This window comes from Aeromonas piscicola (assembly GCF_000820005.1).
Taxonomy (GTDB): Bacteria; Pseudomonadota; Gammaproteobacteria; order Enterobacterales; family Aeromonadaceae; genus Aeromonas; species Aeromonas piscicola.
In genome coordinates this window covers 19,674-44,537 of sequence record NZ_CDBL01000036.1, presented here as the reverse complement: position 1 = coordinate 44,537, position 24,864 = coordinate 19,674, and the positions used below count along the sequence as shown (strand labels likewise).

22 protein-coding genes are annotated in these 24,864 nt (G+C 60.5%); 13 read left to right on the top strand and 9 right to left on the bottom strand.

All coding sequences use genetic code 11. The annotated features are described in order from the left end of the window. The first annotated feature begins 145 nt into the window (after positions 1-145). The gene (norR, locus tag BN1128_RS07645; protein ID WP_042867389.1) at positions 146-1,675 is read left to right on the top strand and encodes a nitric oxide reductase transcriptional regulator NorR; all 1,530 of its coding nucleotides are present in this window, start codon (positions 146-148) and stop codon (positions 1,673-1,675) included. A 106-nt stretch (positions 1,676-1,781) separates the two neighbouring features. On the opposite strand, the gene BN1128_RS07640 is transcribed toward norR, so the two are convergent. Continuing rightward, complete coding sequence (locus BN1128_RS07640) at positions 1,782-2,489, bottom strand: GntR family transcriptional regulator (protein WP_042867388.1); 708 nt, start codon at positions 2,487-2,489, stop codon at positions 1,782-1,784. Positions 2,490-2,773: 284 nt separating this feature from the next. Between BN1128_RS07640 and BN1128_RS07635 the strand changes: the two genes are divergently transcribed. Together BN1128_RS07635 and BN1128_RS07630 are read left to right on the top strand one after the other, a co-directional pair. Then, positions 2,774-4,363: an alpha-glucoside-specific PTS transporter subunit IIBC gene (locus BN1128_RS07635; protein ID WP_042867387.1), complete on the top strand. Its 1,590-nt coding sequence runs from the start codon at positions 2,774-2,776 to the stop codon at positions 4,361-4,363. Beyond that, positions 4,360-5,685 (top strand): 6-phospho-alpha-glucosidase, encoded by a 1,326-nt coding sequence (locus BN1128_RS07630; RefSeq protein WP_209428549.1) that lies wholly within the window; start codon positions 4,360-4,362, stop codon positions 5,683-5,685. Before BN1128_RS07635 ends, BN1128_RS07630 begins: the two co-directional genes overlap by 4 nt. A gap of 81 nt (positions 5,686-5,766) precedes the next feature. Here the strand turns inward: BN1128_RS07630 and BN1128_RS07625 are convergent, their stop codons facing one another. After that, complete coding sequence (locus BN1128_RS07625; protein WP_042867385.1) at positions 5,767-6,771, bottom strand: substrate-binding domain-containing protein; 1,005 nt, start codon at positions 6,769-6,771, stop codon at positions 5,767-5,769. A gap of 435 nt (positions 6,772-7,206) precedes the next feature. Here BN1128_RS07625 and BN1128_RS07620 point away from each other — a divergent pair, with 435 nt between their 5' ends. The 6 genes from BN1128_RS07620 to BN1128_RS07595 all read left to right on the top strand — a co-directional run bounded on the left by BN1128_RS07620 (position 7,207) and on the right by BN1128_RS07595 (position 12,914). After that, positions 7,207-8,328: a branched-chain amino acid ABC transporter substrate-binding protein gene (locus tag BN1128_RS07620; protein WP_042867384.1), complete on the top strand. Its 1,122-nt coding sequence runs from the start codon at positions 7,207-7,209 to the stop codon at positions 8,326-8,328. Between the two features lie 64 nt (positions 8,329-8,392). Further along, positions 8,393-9,319 (top strand): high-affinity branched-chain amino acid ABC transporter permease LivH, encoded by a 927-nt coding sequence (gene livH / locus BN1128_RS07615; RefSeq protein ID WP_042867383.1) that lies wholly within the window; start codon positions 8,393-8,395, stop codon positions 9,317-9,319. Then, the gene (locus BN1128_RS07610) at positions 9,319-10,587 is read left to right on the top strand and encodes a high-affinity branched-chain amino acid ABC transporter permease LivM (RefSeq protein WP_042867382.1); all 1,269 of its coding nucleotides are present in this window, start codon (positions 9,319-9,321) and stop codon (positions 10,585-10,587) included. Before livH ends, BN1128_RS07610 begins: the two co-directional genes overlap by 1 nt. After that, positions 10,584-11,354, top strand: a complete 771-nt coding sequence (livG, locus tag BN1128_RS07605) for a high-affinity branched-chain amino acid ABC transporter ATP-binding protein LivG (RefSeq protein WP_042867381.1) — start codon at positions 10,584-10,586, stop codon at positions 11,352-11,354. The genes BN1128_RS07610 and livG overlap by 4 nt, the downstream gene beginning before the upstream one ends. A 12-nt stretch (positions 11,355-11,366) precedes the next feature. Then, entirely contained in the window at positions 11,367-12,068 is a 702-nt protein-coding gene (locus tag BN1128_RS07600; RefSeq protein WP_042867380.1) for an ABC transporter ATP-binding protein, read from the top strand. 3 nt (positions 12,069-12,071) lie between these two features. After that, positions 12,072-12,914: an AraC family transcriptional regulator gene (locus BN1128_RS07595; protein ID WP_042867379.1), complete on the top strand. Its 843-nt coding sequence runs from the start codon at positions 12,072-12,074 to the stop codon at positions 12,912-12,914. Here BN1128_RS07595 and BN1128_RS07590 read toward each other — a convergent pair. Beyond that, complete coding sequence (locus tag BN1128_RS07590) at positions 12,893-13,486, bottom strand: LysE family translocator (RefSeq protein ID WP_156140148.1); 594 nt, start codon at positions 13,484-13,486, stop codon at positions 12,893-12,895. The two genes, BN1128_RS07595 and BN1128_RS07590, sit on opposite strands and share 22 nt — an antisense overlap. 170 nt (positions 13,487-13,656) lie before the next feature. On the opposite strand from BN1128_RS07590, the gene glpE reads away from it, so the two are divergent. Further along, entirely contained in the window at positions 13,657-13,980 is a 324-nt protein-coding gene (gene glpE, locus BN1128_RS07585; RefSeq protein WP_042867378.1) for a thiosulfate sulfurtransferase GlpE, read from the top strand. Between the two features lie 29 nt (positions 13,981-14,009). Continuing rightward, positions 14,010-14,843, top strand: coding sequence for a rhomboid family intramembrane serine protease GlpG (gene glpG / locus BN1128_RS07580; protein WP_042867417.1), 834 nt, complete (start codon positions 14,010-14,012; stop codon positions 14,841-14,843). 199 nt (positions 14,844-15,042) lie between these two features. Here glpG and BN1128_RS07575 read toward each other — a convergent pair whose 3' ends face one another. Continuing rightward, positions 15,043-17,466, bottom strand: coding sequence for a VolA/Pla-1 family phospholipase (locus tag BN1128_RS07575; RefSeq protein ID WP_042867377.1), 2,424 nt, complete (start codon positions 17,464-17,466; stop codon positions 15,043-15,045). A gap of 301 nt (positions 17,467-17,767) precedes the next feature. Here BN1128_RS07575 and ubiK point away from each other — a divergent pair, with 301 nt between their 5' ends. Then, a complete protein-coding gene (gene ubiK / locus BN1128_RS07570) occupies positions 17,768-18,025 on the top strand; it encodes a ubiquinone biosynthesis accessory factor UbiK (protein ID WP_042867376.1) in 258 nt (85 codons plus the stop codon). Positions 18,026-18,135: 110 nt separating this feature from the next. Here the strand turns inward: ubiK and fre are convergent, their stop codons facing one another. From fre to trxA, 5 genes are all read right to left on the bottom strand, one after another. Further along, positions 18,136-18,834: an NAD(P)H-flavin reductase gene (gene fre, locus BN1128_RS07565; protein ID WP_042867375.1), complete on the bottom strand. Its 699-nt coding sequence runs from the start codon at positions 18,832-18,834 to the stop codon at positions 18,136-18,138. 209 nt (positions 18,835-19,043) lie between these two features. After that, positions 19,044-20,513, bottom strand: a complete 1,470-nt coding sequence (gene ubiD / locus BN1128_RS07560; RefSeq protein WP_042867373.1) for a 4-hydroxy-3-polyprenylbenzoate decarboxylase — start codon at positions 20,511-20,513, stop codon at positions 19,044-19,046. Between the two features lie 30 nt (positions 20,514-20,543). Beyond that, positions 20,544-21,548, bottom strand: coding sequence for a hypothetical protein (locus tag BN1128_RS07555; protein ID WP_042867372.1), 1,005 nt, complete (start codon positions 21,546-21,548; stop codon positions 20,544-20,546). A 107-nt stretch (positions 21,549-21,655) separates the two neighbouring features. Continuing rightward, complete coding sequence (gene rho / locus BN1128_RS07550) at positions 21,656-22,921, bottom strand: transcription termination factor Rho (protein ID WP_005320670.1); 1,266 nt, start codon at positions 22,919-22,921, stop codon at positions 21,656-21,658. 206 nt (positions 22,922-23,127) lie between these two features. Further along, a complete protein-coding gene (gene trxA, locus BN1128_RS07545) occupies positions 23,128-23,454 on the bottom strand; it encodes a thioredoxin TrxA (RefSeq protein ID WP_005307306.1) in 327 nt (108 codons plus the stop codon). 113 nt (positions 23,455-23,567) lie between these two features. Between trxA and rhlB the strand changes: the two genes are divergently transcribed. Continuing rightward, the gene (gene rhlB / locus BN1128_RS07540) at positions 23,568-24,857 is read left to right on the top strand and encodes an ATP-dependent RNA helicase RhlB (protein ID WP_042867371.1); all 1,290 of its coding nucleotides are present in this window, start codon (positions 23,568-23,570) and stop codon (positions 24,855-24,857) included. Positions 24,858-24,864: the final 7 nt, after the last annotated feature.

Sequence of the window (24,864 nt, the reverse complement as noted above, 5' to 3'; positions counted from 1 at the left end):
GAATGTGCGACTGAACGGACTATTGCAGTTGACGTGCCAACTCATAACTCATTGTTTTTATAGAAAACGCATTTCAGGCGTTGTCATTTAGACAACTACCACTCATAGTCAAAAACACAAAGACACTGTCATTTGGACAATTCTCGTGATTTCAACCGACAGCCTGGCGCGCATCGCCCTCGACCTGCAACTCGGCATCTCCCATCAGGACAGGTTCCACCGCCTGATCCAGAGCGTGCGCAGCCTGCTGCACTCGGACGCCTCGGCCCTGCTGCGCTACGAGGGGGGCCAGTTCATACCGCTGGCCATCGACGGCCTGATGCAGGACGTGCTGGGCCGCCGCTTCGCGCTGGCGGACCATCCGCGCATGGAGGCCATAGCCCGTGCCGGTGACGTGGTGCGCTTCCCCGCCGACAGCAACCTGCCCGACCCCTATGACGGCCTGATCCCGGATCACGACGACTTCAGGGTGCACGCCTGCGTTGGCCTGCCACTGTTTTCGGATCAGACGCTGATCGGCGCCCTGACCATAGATGGCATGAACCCGACCCAGTTCGACGGCATCAGCGACGAGGAGCTGCGACTGGTGGGCGCCCTGGCCGCCGCCGCCCTCAGCAACGCCCTGTTGCTGGAACGGCTCGCCCGCCAGAGCAGCGAACCCCTCGCCCCCTCCACCCAGAATGGGCCGGGCCAGCCCGAGATGATAGGCCGCTCCCCCGCCATGGACCGGCTGCGCCACGAGATAGCCGTGGTGGCGAGCTCCGAGCTGAACGTGCTGATCCTGGGGGAGACGGGAGTCGGCAAGGAGCTGATCGCCAAGGCGGTGCATCAGGGGTCACCCCGCGCCAGCGCGCCTCTTGTCTATCTCAACTGCGCAGCCCTGCCGGAATCGGTGGCGGAGAGCGAGCTGTTCGGCCACGTGAAGGGGGCTTTCACCGGCGCCATTCACAACCGGGCGGGCAAGTTCGAGCTGGCCGACAAGGGCACCCTGTTCCTGGACGAGATCGGCGAACTCTCCCTGTCGCTGCAGGCCAAGCTGCTGCGGGTGCTGCAATACGGCGATCTGCAGCGCATCGGTGACGACACGCCCCTCAAGGTGAACGTGCGCATCCTGGCCGCCACCAACCGGGATCTGAAACAGGCGGTGGTCGAGGGGCAGTTTCGAAGCGATCTCTACCACCGCCTGAGCGTCTTCCCGATCCACGCCCCCGCCCTGCGGGAGCGACCGGACGACATCCCCCTGCTGGCTGGTTATTTTTGCGAACGCTGCCGGGTCAGCCTGGGGCTGGAGCGGCTGCGCATCGAGCCCAGGGCGCTGCAACTGCTCGCCAGCTACGACTGGCCGGGCAACGTGCGGGAGCTGGAGCACGCCATCCACAGGGCCGCCGTGCTGGCGCGGGCCGAGCAGGGCAGTCAGGCCCCCGCGCTGGATTGCCACCACTTCAACCTGGCGGCCACCGGCGCCCCCTCATCCAGCCGCATCCCTGTGGAACAGGTAGCGCAGCAGATGACAGCTGGCATTGGACTGCGCACGGCTACCGATGCATTCCAGTTCCAGCTGATCGAGCAGACCCTGGCGGCCCAGCAGGGCAACTGGGCCGCCACTGCCCGGGCGCTTGAGCTGGACGGCGGCAACCTGCACCGGCTCGCCAGACGGCTCGGCCTCAAGGCCTGATGCAATGACTTAACCCCCACAAACAAAAACCCCCTCGGTGACGAGGGGGTTTTTCGTGGTGCCGGTGCCATGACCGGGGCCGCAGCATGATCCATCGGCGGCGGACTCAGTCGCGGGCACGGCGCAGGTGGTAGTCGACGTGATAGTCGTTGGCGTTGCGAAACATGATGGAGTAGTTGAGAAATTCCCCGTTCTCGCCATAAGAGAGGGAGGTCAGCCGCAGGATGGGCGCCCCCTGCTCGATATGCAGCAGCTCGGCCATCTGCCGGTCGGCCAGCACGGCGCTGAAGCTCTCGTAGTTGCCGGCGATGGGGAGCTGGCACTCGTTCTCGATATAGGCAAACTTGGAGCCCTCCAGATGGGCCACCGACAGGGTGCGAAACAGCCGCACCGGCATGTAGCTTTCCTCCACCAGCAGGGCCCGACCGTCCACAGAACGCACCCGGCTGGAGTAGTAGACGGGCTCGTTAACCTTGACCCTGAGCTGGCTGGCAATCGCCGGTGGGGCCGGCATGGTACGAAACTCCAGCACCTGGCTGGTGAGCTCCCGGCCCTGATCGCGCATCAGCTCGGTAAAGCCGCTCAGCCCCTTGGTCTCATGCTGGACATCCTTCTTGGTCACATAGGTGCCGCTGCCGTGGCGCCGCGCCACCAGCCCCCATTCGATCAGCATGTCCACTGCCTTGCGCACCGTCATGCGTGACACGCCGAACTGGCTCGCCAGCATCTTCTCGCTCGGCAATACGTCTCCCACCCGGCAATCCGCGCCATTGACCCGGATACGCAGCCGATCTGCCACCGATTTATAGATCACTGCTAGACCTCTCCCGGCCTGTACCTACGGCCCCCTCATTCAGGAGCTCCAGGCTCAACCAATTGAAAATAAACAATTTTAAATTCAAATAAACCGACAAGAACGTCACAAAAACAAGATGTACAACAATATCTCAAAATTTAGATCTCTTTGTCTAAATAAGAGCATGCGCCGGATCACATAACCACCACATATTTCATGAGGGCTTGACCCATTGTTGTTAGGTTCAATTCAGCAACACAGACAACACCCCATCAAAAACTCTTTTAATAAAGGGACAATATATGCTCAGTCAAATTCAACGCTTTGGCGGAGCAATGTTTACTCCTGTACTACTGTTTCCATTTGCAGGTATGGTAGTGGGCATTGCAATCATGCTGAAAAATCCCATGTTTGTGGGAGAGGCGCTGGCAAACCCGCAAGGTTTGTTTTTTCAAATAGTCCATATTATTGAAGAAGGTGGCTGGACCGTATTCAGAAACATGCCGCTAATATTTGCCATTGGTTTGCCGATTGGGCTGGCAAATAAGGCGCAGGCACGAGCCTGTCTCTCCGTATTGGTCAGCTTCATGACCTGGAATTATTTCATCAATGCCATGGGGATGACCTGGGGCGACTATTTCGGGGTCGATTTCAATCAGGCGGTCGGCGGCGAAAGCGGCCTGGCCATGGTAGCGGGGATCAAGACGCTGGATACCAGCATCATAGGGGCCATCGTCATCTCGGGTATCGTCACTGCCCTGCACAACCGCCTGTTTGATCGACAGCTTCCCGTCTTTCTCGGCATCTTTCAGGGCAGCTCGTTTGTTACCATCATCGCCTTCTTCGTCATGATCCCCTGTGCCTGGCTGACCCTGCTGGGGTGGCCCAAGGTACAGATGGGTATCTCTTCCCTGCAGGAGTTCATGCTGATCTCGGGCCCGCTCGGTGTCTGGGTCTACACCTTCCTCGAGCGCATCCTGATCCCGACCGGCCTGCATCACTTCATCTATGGCCCCTTCATCTTCGGCCCGGCCGCGGTAGAAGGCGGCATCCAACTCTACTGGGCCCAGCATCTGCAGGAGTTCAGCCAGAGCACGCGTCCGCTCATCGAACTGTTCCCCCAGGGTGGCTTCGCCCTGCACGGCAACTCCAAGATCTTCGGTGCCATGGGGATTGCCCTGGCCATCTACGCCACTGCCGCCCGTGAAAACAAGGCCAAGGTGGCCGGTCTGCTGATCCCGGCGACCCTGACCGCCATGCTGGTGGGCATCACAGAGCCGCTGGAGTTCACCTTCCTCTTCATCTCGCCACTGCTGTTTGCCATCCATGCCCTGCTGGCTGCCACCATGGCCACCGTCATGTACCTGTTCGGTGTCGTCGGCAACATGGGCGGCGGCCTGCTCGACCAGTTCCTGCCGCAGAACTGGATCCCCATGTTCCACAACCATGCCGGCATGATGTTTACCCAGATAGCCATAGGCCTGGCGTTCACCGGACTCTGGTTCCTGATATTCAGAAGCCTCATTCTGAGATTCAATTTAAAAACCCCGGGACGGGAAGACAGCGAAATAAAGCTTTATTCAAAAGCAGATTATCAGGCAGCCAAACAACAGCGGGGTGGTGATATTGCGACTCAAATTATCGAAGCACTCGGCGGCAGCAAGAACATAAGAAGCCTGAATAATTGCGCTACCCGATTAAGAATATCGCTGATACATGCCAGCCAGGCTGCGGCAGATGACATTTTTAAACAACTGGGCGCCCATGGAGTAGTCCGTCATGGCGACAGCATTCAAATAATCATAGGTCTGCATGTGCCTCAGGTACGTGAAAATATGGAATCGATAATGAACAACCCCACTCAACCCTCTTCTTTCGTAACGGAGTCATAAACATGAAAAAATTCTCTGTAGTCATCGCCGGTGGTGGCAGCACTTTTACTCCTGGTATCGTCCTCATGCTGCTGGAGAACCAGCATCGTTTCCCGCTCAAGGAGATCAAATTCTACGACAACGATGGTGCCCGCCAGGAAGTCATCGCCGAGGCATGCCGGATCCTGCTCAAGGAGAAAGCACCCGAGATTGCCTTCAGCTACGGTACCGATCCCAAGGCCGCATTTAGCGAGGTGGATTTCGTCATGGCCCACATCCGGGTCGGCAAATACCCGATGCGCGAACAGGATGAGAAGATCCCCCTGCGTCACGGCGTGGTCGGTCAGGAGACCTGCGGCCCAGGCGGCATCGCCTACGGCATGCGCTCCATCGGTGGCGTGCTGGAGCTGGTCGATTACATGGAGCAGTACTCCCCCAACGCCTGGATGCTGAACTACTCCAACCCGGCCGCCATAGTGGCGGAAGCAACCCGTCGTCTGCGCCCCAATGCCAAGATCCTGAACATTTGTGACATGCCGATCGGGATCGAAGGGCGCATGGCCCAGATCGCCGGCCTGAAATCCCGTAAAGAGATGCGGGTGCGCTACTACGGCCTCAACCACTTCGGCTGGTGGACCCGCATCGAGGATCTGGCAGGCAACGACCTGATGCCGACGATCAAGGAGCACGTCGCCCGCCACGGCTATGTGCCCAACAGTGCCAGCCATGCCGAGGCAAGCTGGAACGATACCTTCGCCAAGGCCAGGGATGTGTGGGCGCTCGATCCGGATACTCTGCCCAACACCTACCTGAAGTACTACCTCTACCCTGACTATGTGGTGGCCCATACCAACCCTGAACATACCCGCGCCAACGAGGTGATGGAGCACCGTGAGAAGCAGGTATTCAGCGCCTGCCGTGCCATCGTCAAGGCGGGTCATTCGGAGGCGGGCGAGCTGGAGATAGACGAGCACGCCTCCTATATAGTGGATCTGGCCACCGCCATCGCCTTCAACACCCAGGAGCGGATGCTGCTGATAGTCCCGAACCGGGGCGCCATCAGCAACTTCGACCCCGAGGCCATGGTCGAGATCCCCTGCCTGGTGGGCAGCAGCGGGCCCGAGCCCTTGCAGGTCGGCAATATCCCCCTGTTCCAGCAGGGCCTGATGGGCCAGCAGGTGGCGGTCGAGAAGCTGGTGGTGGAAGCCTGGGTCGAACGCTCCTACCAGAAGCTGTGGCAGGCGATCACCCTGTCCAAGACGGTGCCGAGCGCCTCGGTGGCCAAGGCCATCCTGGATGACCTGGTGGCCGCCAACAAGGATTACTGGCCGCCGCTGCAATAAATCGCCCGCAAACAAAAACCCCCTCGGTGACGAGGGGGTTTTTCGTGGTGCCGACTATCGCCGTGCAATACAGCGTGGCGGTCAGCGCAGGGATTTGACCGAGCGGCGAACGATCAGCTCAGGCTGTACCGTCATGGACTCGACTTCCAGCGCCTTGTTGCGGATCCGGCTCACCAGGTGCTTCACCGCCAGCAGGCCAAGCTCGGCCTTGGGGTGGCGAATGGTGGTGAGCGGCGGGCTGGAGAAGCGCGCCATTTCCACGTCGTCATAGCCGATCATGGAGATATCGTCCGGCACCTTGACCCCGGCTTCCCAAGCGGCGCAGATGGCGCCGATCGCCATGGGATCATCGAAGGCAAACACAGCCGTCGGGCGAGGCGTGAGGGCCAGGATGCGCTGCATGGCATCAAAACCACTCTGGCTCTCGTAATCCCCTTCGAAGATCTGCTCGTCCTTCAGGGTCAGACCCTGCTCGCCCAGGGCATCGCGCACCCCGTCAAGTCGCTGCTGGGTGGTCGGCTTGGAGATCTGGCCGGTGATGCAGACGATGTCTGTGTGACCCTGCTCCAGCAGATGGCGCACGGCCAGACGCGCGCCTATGCGGGCGTTGTCATTGATCACGTTGGCGAAATCGCACTCTGTGCCCCAATCCAGCACCACCTGCGGCACATTCTTGTGGATGCGCAGCATGTCGCGCAGCGGGGTGTCGATGTCGGTTCCCAGCACCAGCAGGCCGTCAACCCGCTTCTCCATCAGCATTCTCAGGTAATGCTGCTGGCGGGGCGGCTGGTTTTCGGTGTTGCACAGGATCAGGCTGTAACCCTGTTCGAAACAGTACGCCTCCACCCCCTGCACCACTTCCGCGAAGAAGGGGTTGGCACTGGTGGTGACCAGCATGCCTATGGTTTTGGTTGAGTTTATCTTGAGGCTGCGCGCTACCGAGTTGGGCGCGTAGTTGAGTTCTGCCACCGCCTCAAGCACTTTTTGGGTTGCATCTTCGCTGACCCGACGGGTGTGATTGAGTACATGTGAGACGGTGGAGATGGATACGCCTGCACGGGAAGCGACATCCTTGATAGTGGCCATCTCTGTCTCCTGAAGATCAAAAGCGGAACATTAGCAGATTTCCCGAATAAAGGCTTGGTTTTAACAGGCACTGCCAATGAATTGTCAATGCTGGCTAATCTAGGCGCTCATTTCTATTTGCGCAAACGGATTTTGGTCAAAATGGGAGCAGTGTCAGGGTGAAATATCGTCAGTTTTTTCATCTGCCATTTGTCACCAGCACACCTTGTTGTGAAGATGTTAACTAAACAAATCAGTATTAACATCTATCATAGTATTTAAAATTAGCCATTTATTTCAAAAAAGCACTATCCCACCCTCTCTGGTTAGTATCTTTAACAGCTTGTTATTGCCCAGCGAGGAATGATAGAACCATACCTATTACCGGACTGGCGGGATCCCGGCCCGGAATGGCACACGGAAAATGAAACAATCCACTGATTAAGGGACGAATCAATGCATAAGTTGAGCAAAATCACAGTAAGCGCAGCGGTTTCTTTGGCTCTGTTTGGATCGATATCCATCGCCAACGCGGCTGACACCATCAAGATCGGCATCGCCGGCCCGGTCACAGGCCCGGTCGCCCAGTACGGTGACATGCAGTTCACCGGCGGCAAGATGGCAGTCGAGCAGATCAACAAGGCTGGCGGTATCGCCGGCAAGCAGATCGAAGCCGTCATCTATGACGATGCCTGCGATCCCAAGCAGGCCGTGGCAGTCGCCAACAAGGTGATCAACGACGGCGTCAAGTTCGTGGTCGGCCACCTCTGCTCCGACAACACCCTGCCCGCCTCCGACATCTATGAAGATGAAGGCGTGCTGATGATCACCCCCGCCTCCACCAACCCCAAGATCACCGAGCGCGGCTATCAGCTGGTGCTGCGTACCATAGGTCTGGACAGCGACCAGGGCCCGACCGCCGCCAAGTACATCATCGAGCAGGTCAAGCCCCAGCGCGTGGCCGTCATCCATGACAAGAAGCAGTACGGTGAAGGCATCGCCACCAGCGTGAAAGCATCTCTGGACAAGGCCGGCGTGAAAGTGGTGGCGTTCGAAGGCATCACAGCCGGTGACAAGGACTTCTCTGCCCTGATCGCCAAGCTGCAGAAAGAGAACGTCGACTTCGTCTACTACGGCGGCTACCACCCCGAGCTGGGTCTGATCCTGCGTCAGGCTGGCGAGAAGGGCCTGAAGGCCAAGTTCATGGGTCCGGAAGGGGTAGGCAACAAGGACATCTCCGCCATCGGTGGCCCGGCTTCCGAAGGTCTGCTGGTGACCCTGCCGAACAAGTACGATCTGGTGCCGACCAACGCCCCGCTGGTGGCGGCGTTCAAGGCCAAGGGTCAGGACTCCTCCGGTCCCTTTGTCTGGACCACCTATGCGGCGGTGCAAACCCTGGCTGCCGGTATCGCCAAGGCGGGTGAGGATGACCCGGCTGCGGTCGCTGCCGCCATCAAGGCCACGCCGATCGATACCGTCATGGGCACCCTGAGCTGGGCGCCGAGTGGTGACCTGAAAGGCTTTGAATTCGGTGTGTTCCAGTGGCACGCCGACGGTACCTCCACTCAAGTCAAATAATCTGCCGGTCGGGGTGACATGAGTCACCCCTCCTTTCTTTGCGGGCAAGTACAGGGATCGCAGTATGTCCGAACACCTCCTTTACCTGGTTCAGCAGCTGCTGAACGGGTTAACCATAGGCAGCACCTATGCGTTGATCGCCATTGGCTACACCATGGTCTATGGCATCATCGGCATGATCAACTTCGCTCACGGCGAGGTTTACATGATCGGCTCCTATGTCGCCTTTATGGTGATGGCCGGGCTCGCCATGATGGGCATCGACAGCACCTTCCTGCTGCTGGGAGGCGCCTTCCTGGTCAGCATCATCATCACCGGAACCTATGGCTGGACCATAGAGCGGGTCGCCTATCGCCCGCTGCGGGGCGGCAACCGCCTCATCCCCCTCATCTCCGCCATCGGCATGTCGATCTTCTTGCAGAACATGATGCGAATGGCACAGGGCTCACGCGATATCGCCATGCCCACCCTGATCTCCGGGGGCTGGACCCTGGGCGCAGAGGACGGCTTCCAGGCCAGCCTCTCCTACATGCAGCTCATCATCTTCGTGGTGACCTTCATCACCATGCTGGCGCTGACCCAGTTCATCGGCCGCTCCCGTATGGGCCGTGCCTGCCGCGCCTGTTCGGAAGACATCAAGATGGCCAACCTGCTGGGGATAGACACCCACGTGGTCATCTCCATCACCTTCGTGCTGGGGGCCACCCTGGCCGCCGTCGCGGGCGTGCTGCTCGGCATGTATTACGGCGTCATCAACCCCTATCTCGGCTTTATGGCCGGTCTGAAGGCGTTTACAGCAGCGGTATTGGGCGGCATCGGCAGCATACCCGGCGCCGTGCTCGGCGGCCTGCTGCTGGGGGTGGTGGAAGCACTCACCGCCGGCTATCTCAGCACCGAGTACAAGGATGTGATGGCCTTCGCCCTGCTGATCGGCGTCTTGCTGTTTATGCCCACCGGCATTCTCGGCCGCCCGGAAGTGGAGAAAGTCTGATGAAACACCAATTCATTCACGCCTGTATCGCCAGCCTGGTATTGCTGGTGCTCTCCTTCTGGCTGCTCGGCTTCAAACTCGAGACCGACGGTACCCGTCTGCTGGTAGTCAGCCGCCTCGACGTGTCACTGGCCTGGCTGGTGGGCGGTGCCGCTCTGGTGTTCTGGTTCCAGATGTTGCGCGGCCAGATCAGCCGGCGGTTCAAAGGCTCCATCAGCGGCTTCTCCATCGGCTTCACCAAGCTGGTGCTGCCCAGCCCGGAAGAGGCACCCAAGCTCTATAACCTCACCGCCGTGCTGGTGCTGCTGTTTGCGGTCAGCTGGCCCTTCATGGCCTCACGAGGCGCCATCGATCTCGCCACCCTCACCCTGATCTACATCATGCTGGGGCTGGGGCTGAACGTGGTAGTGGGCCTGGCCGGTCTGCTGGATCTGGGCTATGTCGGCTTCTATGCGGTCGGCGCCTACAGCTATGCCCTGCTCAACACCTATTTCGGCCTGAGTTTCTGGGAGTGCCTGCCCATCGCAGGCCTGATGGCGGCCACCTTCGGCTTCCTGCTCGGCTTTCCTGTGTTGCGGCTGCGCGGGGACTACCTGGCCATCGTCACCCTGGGCTTTGGCGAGATCATTCGCATCCTGCTCAACAACATGACCAGCCTCACCGGCGGCCCGAATGGCATCTCCGGCATTCCCAAGCCGACGCTCGGCGGCCTGGAGTTCAACCGCACCGTCAAGGATGGGGGCTTTGGCACCTTCCACGACTTCTTCGGCATCGCCTACAACGCCAACCACAAGGTGATCTTCCTCTACCTGATGGCGCTGGTGCTGGTGGTGGCCACCCTGTTCGTCATCAACCGCTTGCTGCGCATGCCACTGGGCCGCGCCTGGGAAGCCCTGCGGGAGGACGAGATCGCCTGCAAGTCGCTGGGGCTCAACCCCACCATCATCAAGCTGACCGCCTTCACCATAGGCGCCTGCTTCGCTGGCTTCGCCGGCAGCTTCTTCGCCTCGCGCCAGGGCTTCATCAGCCCGGAGTCCTTCGTCTTCATCGAGTCGGCCATCGTCCTTGCGATTGTGGTGCTGGGGGGCATGGGCTCCCAGATCGGGGTGGTGCTGGCCGCCATAGTGATGACGGTACTGCCCGAGCTGGCCCGTGAATTCAACGAGTACCGCATGCTGATGTTCGGTCTGCTGATGGTGTTCATGATGATCTGGCGGCCACAGGGACTGCTGCCGATGACCAGACCTCACCTGGAGCTACAAAAATGAGCAATCAGATGTTGTTAGAAGTCTCTGATTTATCGATGCGCTTCGGCGGTTTGTTGGCGGTCAACGGCGTCAAACTGGACGTGGACAAGGGGGAGGTGATCTCCATCATAGGCCCCAACGGCGCGGGCAAGACGACCGTCTTCAACTGCCTGACCGGCTTCTATCGCCCGAGCGGCGGCATCATTCGCTACAAGGGTGAGGAGATCCAGGGGCTACCCGGCCACCTCATCGCCCGCAAGGGGATAGTGCGCACCTTCCAGCACGTGCGGCTGTTCAAGGACATGACGGCAGTGGAGAACCTGCTGGTGGCCCAGCATCGCCACCTCAACACCAGTTTCATCGCCGGCCTGTTCAAGACCCCGGCCTTTCGCCGTGCCGAGCAGGAGGGGCTGGAACACGCCGCCTTCTGGCTGGAGAAGGTGGGCCTCAAGGATCTCTCCAATCGTGCCGCCGGCAACCTGGCCTATGGCCAGCAACGCCGGCTCGAGATCGCCCGCTGCATGGCGACCCGGCCCGATCTGCTGATGCTGGACGAGCCGGCCGCCGGCCTCAACCCGCACGAGACGGATGAGCTGAACGAACTGATCATCAGCCTGCGGGACGAATTTGGCGTCTCTGTGCTGCTGATCGAACACGACATGAAGCTGGTGATGGGCATCTCCAACCGCATCTTCGTGGTCAATCAGGGCACCCCGCTGGCCCACGGCAAGCCGGATGAGATCCGCAACAATCCGGCCGTGATCAAGGCCTATCTGGGCGAGTCGTAAGGAACACAAAAGATGTTAGAACTTCGCAACGTATCGACCCACTACGGCAAAATTCAGGCGCTGCACGACGTCAGCGTCGAAGTGAAAGAGGGGGAAATCGTCACCCTGATAGGTGCCAACGGCGCCGGCAAGACCACCTTGCTGATGACCCTGTGCGGCGAGCCCAAGCCCAGCAGCGGCAGCATCTGGTTCGAGGGAGAGCAGATAAGCTCCCTCACCACGGCCCGCATCATGCGCAAGGATATCGCCGTGGTGCCGGAGGGACGCCGCATCTTCGCCCGCCTGACGGTGGAGGAGAACCTGTTGATGGGCGCCTTCTTCGTCGACAAGACCGAGCAACCGGCCCTGCTGGATCAGGTATTCACCCTGTTCCCGCGCCTGCACGAGCGGCTGCAGCAGCGCGCCGGCACCATGTCCGGCGGCGAGCAGCAGATGCTGGCCATAGGCCGCGCCCTGATGAGCAAGCCGCGCCTGCTGCTGCTGGATGAACCCTCGCTGGGGCTGGCCCCCATCGTCATCCAGCAGATCTTCGATACCATAGAGCAGCTGCGCCAGAAGGGGATGACCATCTTCCTGGTGGAGCAGAACGCCAACCAGGCGCTCAAGCTGGCCGATCGGGGTTATGTGCTGGAGAACGGCCATGTGGTGCTGCAAGACACGGGGGCCGCCCTGCTGGCCAACCCCGCAGTACGGCAGGCCTACCTGGGTGGTTAACCCATGAGCAGGGCCGGTGCCGAGCGGGATCGCCACCTGTTCTGGCGCGATCCGGCCCTGCCCTTCATAGAGGCGCGGGCGGTACAGGATGGCCGCCGCGTCTGTTACGACAAGCACAGCCATGCCCACTTCTCCATCGGCGCCATCACCGGCGGCCACAGCCACTACCTCAACCAGCGCAGCAGACAGGAGGTCAGCTCGGGCTCCCTGGTGCTGATGAACCCAGAAGAGGTGCATGCCTGCAACCCCATCGCAGACCAGCCCTGGTCCTATCTGATGTTCTACCTCGATACCGACTGGCTGCGCAGCCAGCAGGAGGAGGCCGGACTGGGGGCCCATTTTCGCCCCTTCGACATGACGGCCAGCCGGGATCCCCTGCTGTATGCCCGCTTGCAACACCTCTATCGCACCCTGCAGGATGACCGCCAGGATCGCCTCGCCAAGGAGGTGGCCTGCCATCTGTTCAGCCATCAGCTGCTGGCCAGGCTCACCCCCGCCAGATGGGACGCGCGTCCGCCCCTGCATCTGAGGCGCGCCGCCGAGCTGATGCAGGACGAGTACGCCAGCCCCCTCACCTTGCAGTACCTGAGCACAGTCGCCGGGCTGACCCCATCTCACCTGGTGCGAGTATTCAACCACCATTACGGCATGACCCCCCACGCCTACCTGCTCAACCAGCGCATTCGCCATGCCCGTGCCCTGCTCGTTCAGGGGCACCCCCTGGTCGAGGTGGCGCTGGCGACGGGCTTCTCCGATCAGGCCCATTTCCAGCGCCAGTTCAAGCGGCTGGTCGCCGCGACCCCGGGCCAGTACCAGTCCCTCCCTCAGCGCTCCAGCACAAGATAGCCAACGCTGAGCAACAGCAGCATCGCCATTCCGCGGTTGAACCAGCGCAGACGGCGAGGCGCGAGCAGGGCTTCCTGCAGACAACTGCCGACATAGGCCCAGCAGGCGATCGAAGCAAGGCAGATCACCAGATAGAGGCTGATGAACCATATCGTCTGACCCACATTGCCCACGGTCCCATAGGCCCCCATTCCCATGCTGGCCGCCAGCCAGGCCTTGGGATTGAGCCACTGCATCAGGGCGCCGTATAAAAAGGCGGGTGGCGTTTCACCCTCACACTTCAGTTCTCCCTTGTCCGTCATCAGCAGCCAGGCCAGATAGCAGAGAAAGAGGATGCCTCCCCAGCGGATGCCGCTGAGCGCCACTGGCCAGTGTGACAAGGTGGCCCCCAGGCCCAGCCCCATCAGCAGCAATAGCAGGATGAAACCCAGGGTGGCCCCCACCACATGGCGCAGGCTGGCGCGAAAACCATATTGCGCCCCCGCACTGAGGGCGACCAGATTGACCGGGCCGGGAGAGATGGACATGGCCAGGGCAAACCCGGCCATGGATAACAGCAGACTCATTTCCATGGATGGTACTCGTTGAAGGTGTTGGGCCTTCACCCTACCCATGAGCCTGGCGCCGATATTGAAGAAAATTGCGATCTCCCCCGGCGGGACGAGCCGACACATTGCGGGCTTAGCACAGGCGCAGGCTTGCGGTAAACTGGCCCACAATTACCTATTCACAGGACATGTTAATGGACCAGTTTGCCCATATCAGCGCCCATGATGCCCACCAGAAGATCGCTGCCGGTGAAGCCCGCCTCGTGGATATTCGCGATCCGCAGTCCTTCGAGGCAGCCCACGCAGTCGGCGCCTTCCACCTCACCAACGGTACCCTGGTGCGCTTTATGGACGAGGTGGATTTCGATACCCCGGTGATAGTGATCTGCTATCACGGCAACAGCAGCCAGGGCGCGGCCCAGTACCTGCTGCAACAGGGCTATGACCAGGTTTACAGCCTGGATGGCGGCTTCGAGGCGTGGCGCAAAGAATTCCCCGTCCAGGCAGGCGACGCATGACAGGGGCGGGCAAGTCCTCCTCAACCGGCATGATCCAGCTGCTGGTGCTGGGCGACGCCCGCATGGCCCAGGCGCTGGTGGACTACCTCGCCACTCTCGGCATCTCGTGCGAGCTGACACAGTCCGAGCTCGGCGTCTCGGTCTGGCTGGCGGACGAGCAGCGCCTCGCCCAGGCCCAGCTGGAGGTGAAACGCTTCCTGGCAGAGCCGACTCACCCGCGCTACATGGAAGCCTCCTGGCAGTCGGGTCGGGCGGATGCCCGTATCGACTACAGCAAGGGGATGACGGATCCCATCACCGACTTCCTCCATCAGGCGGGGCCGCTGACTCTGGTGGTGATCATCGCCTGTCTGGCCATCTATGCGCTGAATGCCATAGGCCTGCCGATCTTTGACGAGCTGGCGTTCCACCCGACCCTGGCCCAGTTCACCGACTGGCAGGCATGGCGTTATTTCACCCCGGCCTTTATCCACTTCTCGGTGCTGCACCTGGTGTTCAACCTGCTGTGGTGGTGGTATCTGGGGGGCCAGATAGAGCAGCGCCTCGGCGGCGGCAAGCTGCTGATCCTGCTGCTGGTGGGAGCTGCCCTGCCCAACATCGCCGAGTTCTTCGTCAGCGGCCCGCTGTTTGGCGGCCTCTCCGGCGTTGTCTATGCCCTGCTCGGCTACTGCTGGCTGCGCAGCAAGCTGCAACCGGCCTGCGGCCTCACCCTGCCACCGGCGCTGATGGGCTTCATGTTGTTCTGGCTGGTGCTCGGTTTCTTCGACCTGCTCGGCACCAGCACGGCCAACATGGCCCATCTGGTGGGTCTGCTGGTCGGCCTGCTGCAAGGCTGGCTGGATCGCAACCACCAACCGGCTTGACCCCTTGCTGTCATTGGGTTTTCTTCGACCCACTCGGCAGCCGCATCACCACCAACATGGCCCACCTGGTGGTTCTGCTGGTCGGCCTGCTGCAAGGCTGGCTGGACAGAAACCACCAGCCAGCCTGACGGTTGGCCCTGCCCAGTCGCAGAAACGAAAACGCCGCCCCGAGGGGCGGCGTTTTTATTGGCCGACTGGCTTACTGCTTGAGCAGGCCACCATTGGTCACCTGGACCGCGGTACCGCCACTCATGAAGAAGCTGCCGAACTGGGACTGCATCTCTGTGGTGACATCGCCGCTCGGGTCGAAGTTCTCGTCCGGTGCCAGCAGCGAGCTGTGACCACCGGCCACGAAGCGAGCCGCGTTGTGGCTGGCCGCGCCTGTGGCGGTCAGGGGTTGCAGCGCCAGCACCTTGAACAGCGGCTCGGTACCACCCAGCGGGGCGGACGCTATGCTGTTCGGGATCACCTGATCCGACAGGCTCAGAGCACCGTCACCGACGATCTCGGTGGCAAACAGCGGGAAGTCCGCCTTGATGCCACGGCCGAGGTTGATCGGATCAGCCGAATCCAGCACCGACTGGGCCGCAAAGCTGTAGCTCTGCAGCGTGCTGGCTGCGGTTGCCTGAGTGGCCGCGTCCAGGCTCGGCAGGAACTCGTTGACGAAGCAGGTCGGCACCGCCGTCTTGCAGTTGGGAGCATAGGCGGTGAAGCCGGCCTTCAGCTCGGCACTGCCGCTGGTCAGCACGCCCATCTTGATGGTCGGGCCGAAGGTCGGCGAGTTCAGCAGCAGCGGCGCTATGCCGCCACCCGGCATGGCCAGGCCACCGGTGTCGAACTTGAACAGGGCATCAGCCTGCGCGTTGCCTATGGTCTGGTTGGCGACCGCCAGCAAGTTGGTACCCGAGATGGCACCCAGCGAGTGACCCAGGAAGTGCACCTTGAGGCTGCCGGCCGTCCCGATGGCGCCCTTGGCGTTGGCCAGGCCAACCGCCAGACGCAGGCCCAGCAGATCCGCGACGCTCTGTTTCAGGTTGTCCCGCGCCACTGTCAGATAGCTCAGGTTCAGGTACGGCGTCGGGTTGTCGGAGGTGGTCACAGTATCCATGCTGCCACTCAGGGCGAAACCACGCTCGCCGTGCAACGGATGATCGATCACCACCAGCGCCACCTTCTTGCCCGCCTGCATGCCGGCATAGATCTGGCCCAGCGCCAGCGCGTAGGCGTTCTCTTTCACCGAGGTCACGCCGTGCTGATAGATGATGACATCCGTGATGGTGTTGAGGGCATCCTTGGCGAAGACACGCATCGGCACGGATTGCACCTCTTCCAGCATCGGCAGCGGGTTGAAGCGGCCAATGTTCTGCTCGGCGTCCAGCGGCTTGCCGCCGGAGGTGAGGGTCACCCCAATCAGCTTGCTCGCCTCGGCCAGCAGCTCGCTCTGGCGGGTCGGATCGGCAATCAGCGTCGCCAGCAGGGCCGGATCCACGCCCGCCCCCACCAACCCGGCGATCACTTCGCTGTCAGACGCTTTCAGCGCATTGGCGATGGCGTACAGGCTGGGGATGGCACCGTGCCAGGACTGGGTCTTGGCCTTGCTCCAGGAACCTGCGGTCGCCGGTGAGGAGAGGAAGTAAGGCAGCTTGACGGTACCGGTATAGACCTTGGTCGCTTGAGCAATCGGGTTGAGCGGAGCACCGGGGCCGAAGGCGGTGGCGATCGCGTCTTTCTGCTCCTGCGGCAGGAACTGCTCGGCATCCAGCTGGGTCAGGAAGGCATTGTTGCCGGTCACGGCCAGGGTATAGGTGCCGGGCAGGCTGGTGTTGCCCAGGGCATCCTGCTTCCAAAGCTTGGCGGCATCCAGGGTAACGGGGTCGGCCTTGAGCACGGACGCGGCCGCGCCCTTCACCGCCACCAGCACATCGGCGCCGGATTGGGTGCCGAACCAGTCGGAGAAGATCACATGATCCGTGGCGATACCGGTCGCGGCCTTGAACAGCCCTTCTTGCAGCGCGATCAGACCGTTGATGGTCTGCTCCTGGGCATTGCTGCCGGCGTTGTTCTTGTAGTTGCCGTAGTCACTGCCTGCCTTGAGGGCATCGCCGCGACTGTCTTTCAGCGAGTCTGTGGCCACTATCATGTAGTAGGAGGAAGGGTTCAACGGCTTGAGCGGAACCAGGTTCAGCTTGCCGGCCGAGGCGGCGACCACAAAGTCCACGCCGTAGGTCAGCACCTTCTTCACGCCGCTCGGGCGCAGCGCAGTACTGTCGAAGGTCAGTTCCAGCAGGTAGAGCGGTGCCACCGAGGCGCCAAACTCGGCCGCCGTCGGTGCCTGAACCGTGATGCCGGACGAGGTGACGGGCACGATCTGGATAGCCTGGGTCGTGGACCAGCCATCCAGGGTCGACATGGCGGAGACGGGGTTGGAGAGATCCGCGGTCTCGGTGGAGAATTTCAGGGTTCCATCGCTGGCCCGGGCCGCCAGGGCGCTGGGGCGCACTGCGTTGGAACCGGTCAACAGATAGTCGAGATAGCTTGAGGTGTCGCCTTTGTTATCGTCACTGCCACCACAGCCAGCCAACAGGGCACTGACAACTGCGGCATAAATTAGCTTCTTTTTCATATCCTTATCTCTTTTTAGTTGTTATCCATGATGTGCTGACGGGGTAGGGTGAAAACCCGACCGAACCATCTTAACAGCAACGCAACAATTGTTAAGCGTCTGGTCGGTCATCTGATCTGCTTTTTTTGTGTACAACATCAAGGAATTGGAATAGAAACGGGACTCGATAGGTTAACAGCTTCATTCCGGATACCAGACCCGACCAGCGACGCCCCCTGCTCCTGATGGCAAAAAGCCACCCCGATCTCGGCAAAGCGGCTGAATTGTCGGTAGAATGTCGCCATTGCTTAAGGAGAACCACATGATCGACCCGAAGAAACTGGAAGAGATCGCCAAACAGGTGCACAACTCCCTGCCGCCCGGCATTCGCAGCATGGGTGAAGAGGTGGAGAAGAAGATCCGTCAGGTGCTGCAGTCCCAGCTGAACAAGCTGGATCTGGTCAGTCGCGAGGAGTTTGACGTGCAGACCAAGGTGCTGCTGCGCACCCGCGAGAAGCTGACCGCCCTCGAGGCCAAGCTGACACAGCTGGAACAGCAGCTCGGCGCCAAAGGCGAATAACACACGCTGGCACAGCCGGCTCGCACGGCGCATAAAACAAACCCCAGCAAGGCTGGGGTTTGTTGTTTCTGGCTCGCCGAAGAGACTGGTGAATCGTCCTCGGCTAGCGCTCAGATGAACTCGTAGGCGTCGCCGAAGATGCGCTCAGGCTCGGCACCGAGGATCTTGAACTCCTCCCGTGCCGCGCCGGCCATCTCGAAACGGCCTGCCACATAGATGTCGTAGTCATGCAGACTGACGAAGTCATCCATGATGGCCTTGTGCACCAGACCCGTCTTGCCGGTCCAGTCGCTTTCCGGCTCCTGCACCACGGGGATGAAGGTCAGCGGTGCATAGTCACGCGCCCACTGCTGCATCTGCTCCAGCTCGTAGAGCCAGTGCGCCTGGCGCACGCCCCAGTAGAAGAACACCGGGCGCTTGCTGCCGGTATCGATCAGGAACTCCAGGATGGAGCGGGCATAGGAAAAACCTGTGCCCCCCGCCATCAGGATCAACGGACGGGGCGACTCTTCCCGCAGGAAGGCCTTGCCTGCCGCCAGTTCGATCTCTATCTCGCCCTGCTCGCGCATGCGGGCCAGCACCTGACCGGCATAAGCGTTCTCGGGGGTGGCACCGATCTGCAGCTCCAGCACGCCGGGGCGTGTCGGTGAGTTGGCGATGGAGAAGGGGCGCTTGTCCGAATCGCTCATCACCACCAGCAGATACTGGCCCGGCTTGAAGCTGACCCCTTGCTGCGGCGTCAGGGCCACGTGCCAGATGGTGTCGACATATTCGCGCAGTTCCTCTACGCGGCACTTGATACGTTGCATTCTTATCCTTGTGACGGGCTCGCTCGGCCCGCTTTCGCTCATTGATTCACTGTGGACTGACGACCAGTGCAGCTGGTCAGGTTCCCCGAGCATACCCAATTCCGCCCGGAGATCATCAACCTTTTGCACCAGAACGGCGGTGGCACCAGGGTTCCTCTGGCTGGCCGGGCATGTTCGACCCGGCCCGAGTGATATAAATCCCAGCCAGCCTAGCCGAGAATAGCCAGCTCATCCCAGATGGCATCCACCTTCTGCTTCACCGCCTCGTCCTGGACTATGGGTTGTCCCCACTCGCGGTTGGTCTCCCCCGGCCACTTGTTGGTGGCATCCAGCCCCATCTTGGAGCCAAGGCCGGAGACGGGCGAGGCGAAGTCCAGATAGTCGATCGGGGTGTGTTCGATCAGGGTGGTATCCCGGGCCGGGTCCATCCGGGTGGTGATGGCCCAGATCACGTCCTTCCAGTCGCGGGCGTTGATGTCGTCATCGCAGACGATCACGAACTTGGTGTACATGAACTGGCGCAGGAAGGACCAGACCCCCAGCATCACCCGCTTGGCATGGCCTGGGTAACGCTTCTTGATGGTCACCACCGCCATCCGGTAGGAGCAGCCCTCCGGCGGCAGGTAGAAATCCACTATCTCGGGGAACTGCTTCTGCAGCAGCGGCACGAACACCTCGTTCAATGCCACCCCGAGCACCGCCGGCTCATCGGGCGGCCGACCTGTGTAGGTGCTGTGGTAGATGGCATCGCGACGCATGGTCATGTGGGTGATGGTGAAGACCGGGAACTCGTCCACCTCGTTGTAGTAGCCGGTATGATCCCCATAAGGCCCTTCTGGCGCCAGTTCACCCGGCTCCAGATAGCCTTCCAGCACGATTTCGGCGCTGGCGGGCACCTCCAGCTCACAGCTCAGCGCCTTCACCACCTCGGTTCGGCTGCCCCGCAGCAGGCCGGCGAAGGCATATTCGGAGAGGGAGTCAGGCACAGGCGTCACAGCGCCGAGTATGGTCGCAGGATCGGCGCCCAGCGCCACCACCACGGGGAAACGCTCGCCCGGATGGGCTTCCTGCCACTCGCGAAAATCGATGGCGCCACCGCGGTGATCCAGCCAGCGCATGATCAGCTTGTTCTTGCCGATCTTCTGCTGGCGGTAGATACCGAGGTTCTGCCGTTTCTTGTAGGGGCCACGGGTGATGGTGAGGCCCCAGGTGACCAGCGGTGCCACATCGCCGGGCCAGCAGTGCTGGATCGGGATCTGGTCCAGATCGACCGCCTCTCCTTCCAGCACCACCTGCTGGCAAGGGGCGGAGGAGAGCCGCTTGGTCGGCATGTTGAGCACCTGCTTGAAGATGGGCAGCTTCTCCATCAGCTCCTTGAGGCCGCGCGGCGGCTCGGGCTCCTTCAGATAGGAGAGCCAGACCCCGACCTGGCGCAGGGCACCGACGTTGGGCTGGCCCATGCCCATGGCGACCCGATCCGGAGTGCCGAACAGGTTGGTCAGCACCGGCATGCGGTAACCTTTGGGATTTTCGAACAGCAGGGCCGGACCACCCGCACGCAGGGTGCGATCGCTGATCTCCGTCATTTCCAGATAGGGATCTATCTCGCGGGTGATGCGCTTGAGTTGTCCGTTTTGTTCCAGCTGCGCGATAAAATCACGCAAATCCTTGTATTTCATGCAGGTACCCTGTGGTCAGGCGATGCCGCATTATAACCCTGGCGGGGCGACGGGTGTACCCGTATCGGGCAGCATCACAGGACTTGCATGGCGCTTTTCCTGCCGGGTGAGCCGATCGGCGAGCTGGGCCAGCAGCCTGGGTTCATCCATCTGCAACAGCAGACTGGCCACCTGACCGCTGTACTGACGATTGCCGAGCTCGGCCAGCAGGAACTGCTGCGCCGTGTCGGGCAGGGGTGAGAGCTGGCTGAGTTGTTGCAATGCGGGCAGTTTCAGGCGGCCGTTGCGGCTGGCGGCGATCAGCAGGTCGCTCGCCGCCTGCCCCTGGTGGAAACGGGCCACGCTCCGAAGGGCGGCAACGCTGTCGTGATCCACCGGCTGGTGCCACAACTTCTGATAGAGGGCGCTGTCGCCGGTGCGCTCGAGCAGCTGTCGCAGCAGCTGGTTGTCGGGCAGGAAGATGCTCATGGCGGCCAGCTTGCGCGCCTCGCGCTGCAAGACAAAGAGCGGCTGCCGCTCGAATACCGCCAGCAACGCCTGCTGCTGCTGGGCCAAGTCCGGGTTGCGGCTGTTGTAGATCTGTTTGAATTCGAAGCTGTTCTGCTCCAGCAACTGGCGGTAGTTGTCCTGCCAGGCCTGTTGCTGCCAGCGGCTCAGTACCAGCCGCGCTGCGGCGGCAAAATCATAGGCGGGCTGCTGGATCAGAAAACCGTCCACCTCCTTCTCCACCAGCCAGCGGGGCGCCTTGACCGACTGGGCACGCACCCAGGCCAGCAGTTCGGGGGAACTCGCTCTGGAGCTGGCATCCAGGGTGGCCAGCAGCTGGCACAGCAGGTATTCCCGCTGGCCCACGGCCAGCGAGTCCAGCAGCGAATCCATGGCGGCAAACTGCCCCTGCTGCAGACGGCTGCCCAGATAGTCGAGATGGCCCTGCAGCCCTTCGTCGGCGATCAGCTCGGACTTGGCCACCGAGGGGGCAGCATGCACCGGCATGCCCATCAGCCAACCGAGCCATATCAGGTGTACCAGCTTCATGACGTCCCTGTCCTTGTGACATCGAGGTTTCATACTACTCAAGCGACCGGAAAATAGATAAACAAAAACCGCGACCTGAGCCGCGGTTTCGTCATTGTCCGACTGGATTACTTCTGTTGACGCCGCATGGAGTCAAAGAATTCGTCGTTGGTCTTGGTGGCAGCCAACTTGTCGATCAGGAACTCTATGCTGTCAATCTCACCCATGGGGTGAATGATCTTGCGCAGGATCCACATCTTCTGCAGCTCGTCACCGGTAGTCAGCAACTCTTCCTTACGGGTGCCAGAACGGGTGATGTCGATGGCCGGGTAGATACGCTTCTCGGCAATCTTGCGCGAGAGGTGCAGTTCCATGTTACCGGTACCCTTGAACTCTTCGTAGATAACCTCGTCCATTTTGGATCCGGTATCCACCAGCGCGGTCGCGATGATGGTCAGGCTGCCGCCCTCTTCCACATTACGCGCAGCACCGAAGAAGCGCTTGGGACGGTGCAGGGCGTTGGCATCCACACCACCGGTCAGTACCTTGCCCGATGACGGGATGACGGTGTTGTAGGCGCGAGCCAGACGGGTGATGGAGTCCAGCAGGATGACCACGTCCTTCTTGTGTTCGACCAGACGCTTGGCCTTTTCGATCACCATATCGGCAACCTGAACGTGGCGGGATGCCGGCTCGTCAAAGGTAGAAGCGATCACTTCACCCTTCACCATGCGCTGCATCTCGGTCACTTCTTCCGGACGCTCGTCGATCAGCAGGACAATCAGTTCACAGTCCGGGTGGTTGTAGGCGATGCTCTGGGCAATGTTCTGCAGCAGCATTGTCTTACCGGCCTTGGGCGGTGCCACGATCAGGCCACGCTGGCCTTTACCGATGGGGGATGCCAAATCCAGTACACGGGCAGTGATATCTTCGGTAGAACCGTTACCCCGTTCCATGCGCAGACGTTCGTTGGCATGCAGCGGCGTCAGGTTTTCAAACAGGATCTTGTTGCGGACGTTTTCCGGACGGTCATAGTTGACCTCGTTGACCTTGAGCAGCGCGAAATAACGTTCGCCCTCTTTCGGTGGTCGGATTTTGCCGGAAACGGTATCGCCGGTACGCAGGTTGAAGCGGCGAATTTGGCTCGGGGAGACGTAGATATCGTCCGGACCAGCCAGATAGGAGCCATCTGCACTACGCAGGAAGCCAAAACCATCGGTCAGGATTTCCAGCACACCGTCGCCAAAGATATCCTCACCACCCTTGGCATGCGCCTTGAGGATCGCGAAAATAATATCTTTCTTGTGCGCCCGAGCCAGATTTTCCAACCCCATGGATTCGCCAAGCTTGACCAGCTCGGACACAGGAGTGTTCTTTAATTCAGTCAGATTCATAGTGGTGAAAGTCTGTAAGCAAGGATTGAAATGAGGAGACAGTCTGCTGGATTGGTGCTGATCGGATTTGATTTGCCGGGCTGTTGTTAAGCAAAGAGTCAGGCAAAAAGGTTAGCAAACGAACGATAAACTAGCACCAATCGGGATGAGCGTCTAGGTGATAAAACACAAGGAGCGCATTATTGCAATGCGCTCCTTTTTGATTATTACAGGTTACCGTCCAGAAACTCTTTCAGCTGAGTCTTGGACAGGGCACCGACCTTGGTCGCTGCCACTTCGCCATTCTTGAACAGCAAGAGGGTCGGAATACCGCGAATGCCATACTTGGGCGGAGTGTCGGCGTTATGGTCGATGTTCAATTTCGCCACTGTCACACGACCGGCATACTCTTGGGCGACTTCGTTCAGGATCGGGGCAATCATCTTGCACGGACCACACCATTCGGCCCAGAAGTCGACCAGAACGGCGCCATCGGCTTTGATTACATCTGCCTCGAAGCTGGCATCGCTCAGCTGAACAATCTTGTCACTCATCTCCAACTCCAGTCAGTAATTAAGGCTTTATTGACGTATCAACAAAGGCAATAGTTGCCCTATTTGAAATGATCCTGTTTATTATTGCAAGCCTAACCTGATAACCTACCGCCATGAGCAAAACACACTTAACGACCGAAAAATTCGCCCAAATGGGCCTCGAACCCGAAGTTCTGGCTGGTCTGGAATCAAAGGGATTTCACTATTGCACGCCCATCCAGGCACTGTCTCTGCCACTGCTGGTAGAAGGTCATGACCTCGCCGGTCAGGCCCAGACAGGAACCGGCAAGACCATTGCCTTCCTGGCCGCGACATTCAATTATTTGCTGACCCACCCGCTGACCAATCCCCGTCTGGTTAACCAACCCAGAGCCATCATAATGGCGCCCACCCGGGAACTGGCAGTACAGATCTACAACGATGCCGACAGCATAGCCGCCTCTACCGGCCTCAAGCTTGGCCTCGCTTACGGCGGCGAAGGTTACGACAAGCAGCTGGCCGTGCTGGAGCAGGGCGTCGACATCCTGATCGGTACCACGGGCCGCATCATCGACTACTTCAAGTCCAAGGTCATCGATCTGAGCAACATTCAGGTCGTGGTGCTGGATGAAGCGGATCGCATGTTCGATCTGGGCTTCATCAAGGACATCCGTTTCCTGTTCCGCCGCATGCCTGCGCCGACCGAGCGTCTGAGCATGCTGTTCTCCGCCACCCTCTCCCTGCGGGTGCAGGAGCTGGCCTACGAGCACATGAACCACCCGGAACACGTGCAGGTGGAGCCTGAACAGATGACGGGCGTGCGCATCAAGGAGGAGCTGTTCTACCCCTCCAATGAAGACAAGATGCTGCTGTTGCTCTCCCTGATGGAAGAAGAGTGGCCGGAAAAGGCCATCGTCTTCGCCAACACCAAGCATGTCTGTGAAGACGTGCATGCGTGGCTGGAGAATGACGGCCACCGAGTCGGTCTGCTGACCGGTGACGTGCCGCAGAAGAAGCGGATGAAGATCTTGGAAGACTTCACCAAGGGGACGCTGGACATCCTGGTCGCCACCGACGTGGCCGCCCGTGGTCTGCACATCCCGGACGTGACCCACGTCTTCAACTACGACCTGCCCGATGACGCCGAAGACTATGTACACCGTATCGGTCGTACCGGTCGTGCCGGCAAGAGCGGTCACTCCATCAGCCTGGCCTGTGAAGACTATGCCTTCAACCTGCCGGCCATCGAGGAGTACATCCACCACCCGATCCCGGTCAGCAAATATGACCGCGAGGCGCTGCTGGATGACGTGACCGCACCGAAGCGGGTCGTTCGCAACCGTCAGCCGGTGAACCGCAACATGCGGGATCGCCAGGGCGGTGGCAACAGCAACAACCGTCGTCGTCCGCCGCGCAAGAGCTGAAGGACAG

Excerpts from the sequence above, each read along its gene's own strand:
- BN1128_RS07635 (WP_042867387.1), top strand. The coding sequence starts at position 2,774 with ATGCTCAGTCAAATTCAACGCTTTGGCGGAGCAATGTTTACTCCTGTA.
- BN1128_RS07625 (WP_042867385.1), bottom strand. The coding sequence starts at position 6,771 with ATGGCCACTATCAAGGATGTCGCTTCCCGTGCAGGCGTATCCATCTCC.
- BN1128_RS07620 (WP_042867384.1), top strand. The coding sequence starts at position 7,207 with ATGCATAAGTTGAGCAAAATCACAGTAAGCGCAGCGGTTTCTTTGGCT.
- livH (WP_042867383.1), top strand. The coding sequence starts at position 8,393 with ATGTCCGAACACCTCCTTTACCTGGTTCAGCAGCTGCTGAACGGGTTA.
- BN1128_RS07610 (WP_042867382.1), top strand. The coding sequence starts at position 9,319 with ATGAAACACCAATTCATTCACGCCTGTATCGCCAGCCTGGTATTGCTG.
- livG (WP_042867381.1), top strand. The coding sequence starts at position 10,584 with ATGAGCAATCAGATGTTGTTAGAAGTCTCTGATTTATCGATGCGCTTC.
- BN1128_RS07600 (WP_042867380.1), top strand. The coding sequence starts at position 11,367 with ATGTTAGAACTTCGCAACGTATCGACCCACTACGGCAAAATTCAGGCG.
- BN1128_RS07595 (WP_042867379.1), top strand. The coding sequence starts at position 12,072 with ATGAGCAGGGCCGGTGCCGAGCGGGATCGCCACCTGTTCTGGCGCGAT.
- BN1128_RS07590 (WP_156140148.1), bottom strand. The coding sequence starts at position 13,486 with ATGGAAATGAGTCTGCTGTTATCCATGGCCGGGTTTGCCCTGGCCATG.
- glpE (WP_042867378.1), top strand. The coding sequence starts at position 13,657 with ATGGACCAGTTTGCCCATATCAGCGCCCATGATGCCCACCAGAAGATC.
- glpG (WP_042867417.1), top strand. The coding sequence starts at position 14,010 with ATGATCCAGCTGCTGGTGCTGGGCGACGCCCGCATGGCCCAGGCGCTG.
- BN1128_RS07575 (WP_042867377.1), bottom strand. The coding sequence starts at position 17,466 with ATGAAAAAGAAGCTAATTTATGCCGCAGTTGTCAGTGCCCTGTTGGCT.
- ubiK (WP_042867376.1), top strand. The coding sequence starts at position 17,768 with ATGATCGACCCGAAGAAACTGGAAGAGATCGCCAAACAGGTGCACAAC.
- fre (WP_042867375.1), bottom strand. The coding sequence starts at position 18,834 with ATGCAACGTATCAAGTGCCGCGTAGAGGAACTGCGCGAATATGTCGAC.
- ubiD (WP_042867373.1), bottom strand. The coding sequence starts at position 20,513 with ATGAAATACAAGGATTTGCGTGATTTTATCGCGCAGCTGGAACAAAAC.
- BN1128_RS07555 (WP_042867372.1), bottom strand. The coding sequence starts at position 21,548 with ATGAAGCTGGTACACCTGATATGGCTCGGTTGGCTGATGGGCATGCCG.
- rho (WP_005320670.1), bottom strand. The coding sequence starts at position 22,921 with ATGAATCTGACTGAATTAAAGAACACTCCTGTGTCCGAGCTGGTCAAG.
- trxA (WP_005307306.1), bottom strand. The coding sequence starts at position 23,454 with ATGAGTGACAAGATTGTTCAGCTGAGCGATGCCAGCTTCGAGGCAGAT.
- rhlB (WP_042867371.1), top strand. The coding sequence starts at position 23,568 with ATGAGCAAAACACACTTAACGACCGAAAAATTCGCCCAAATGGGCCTC.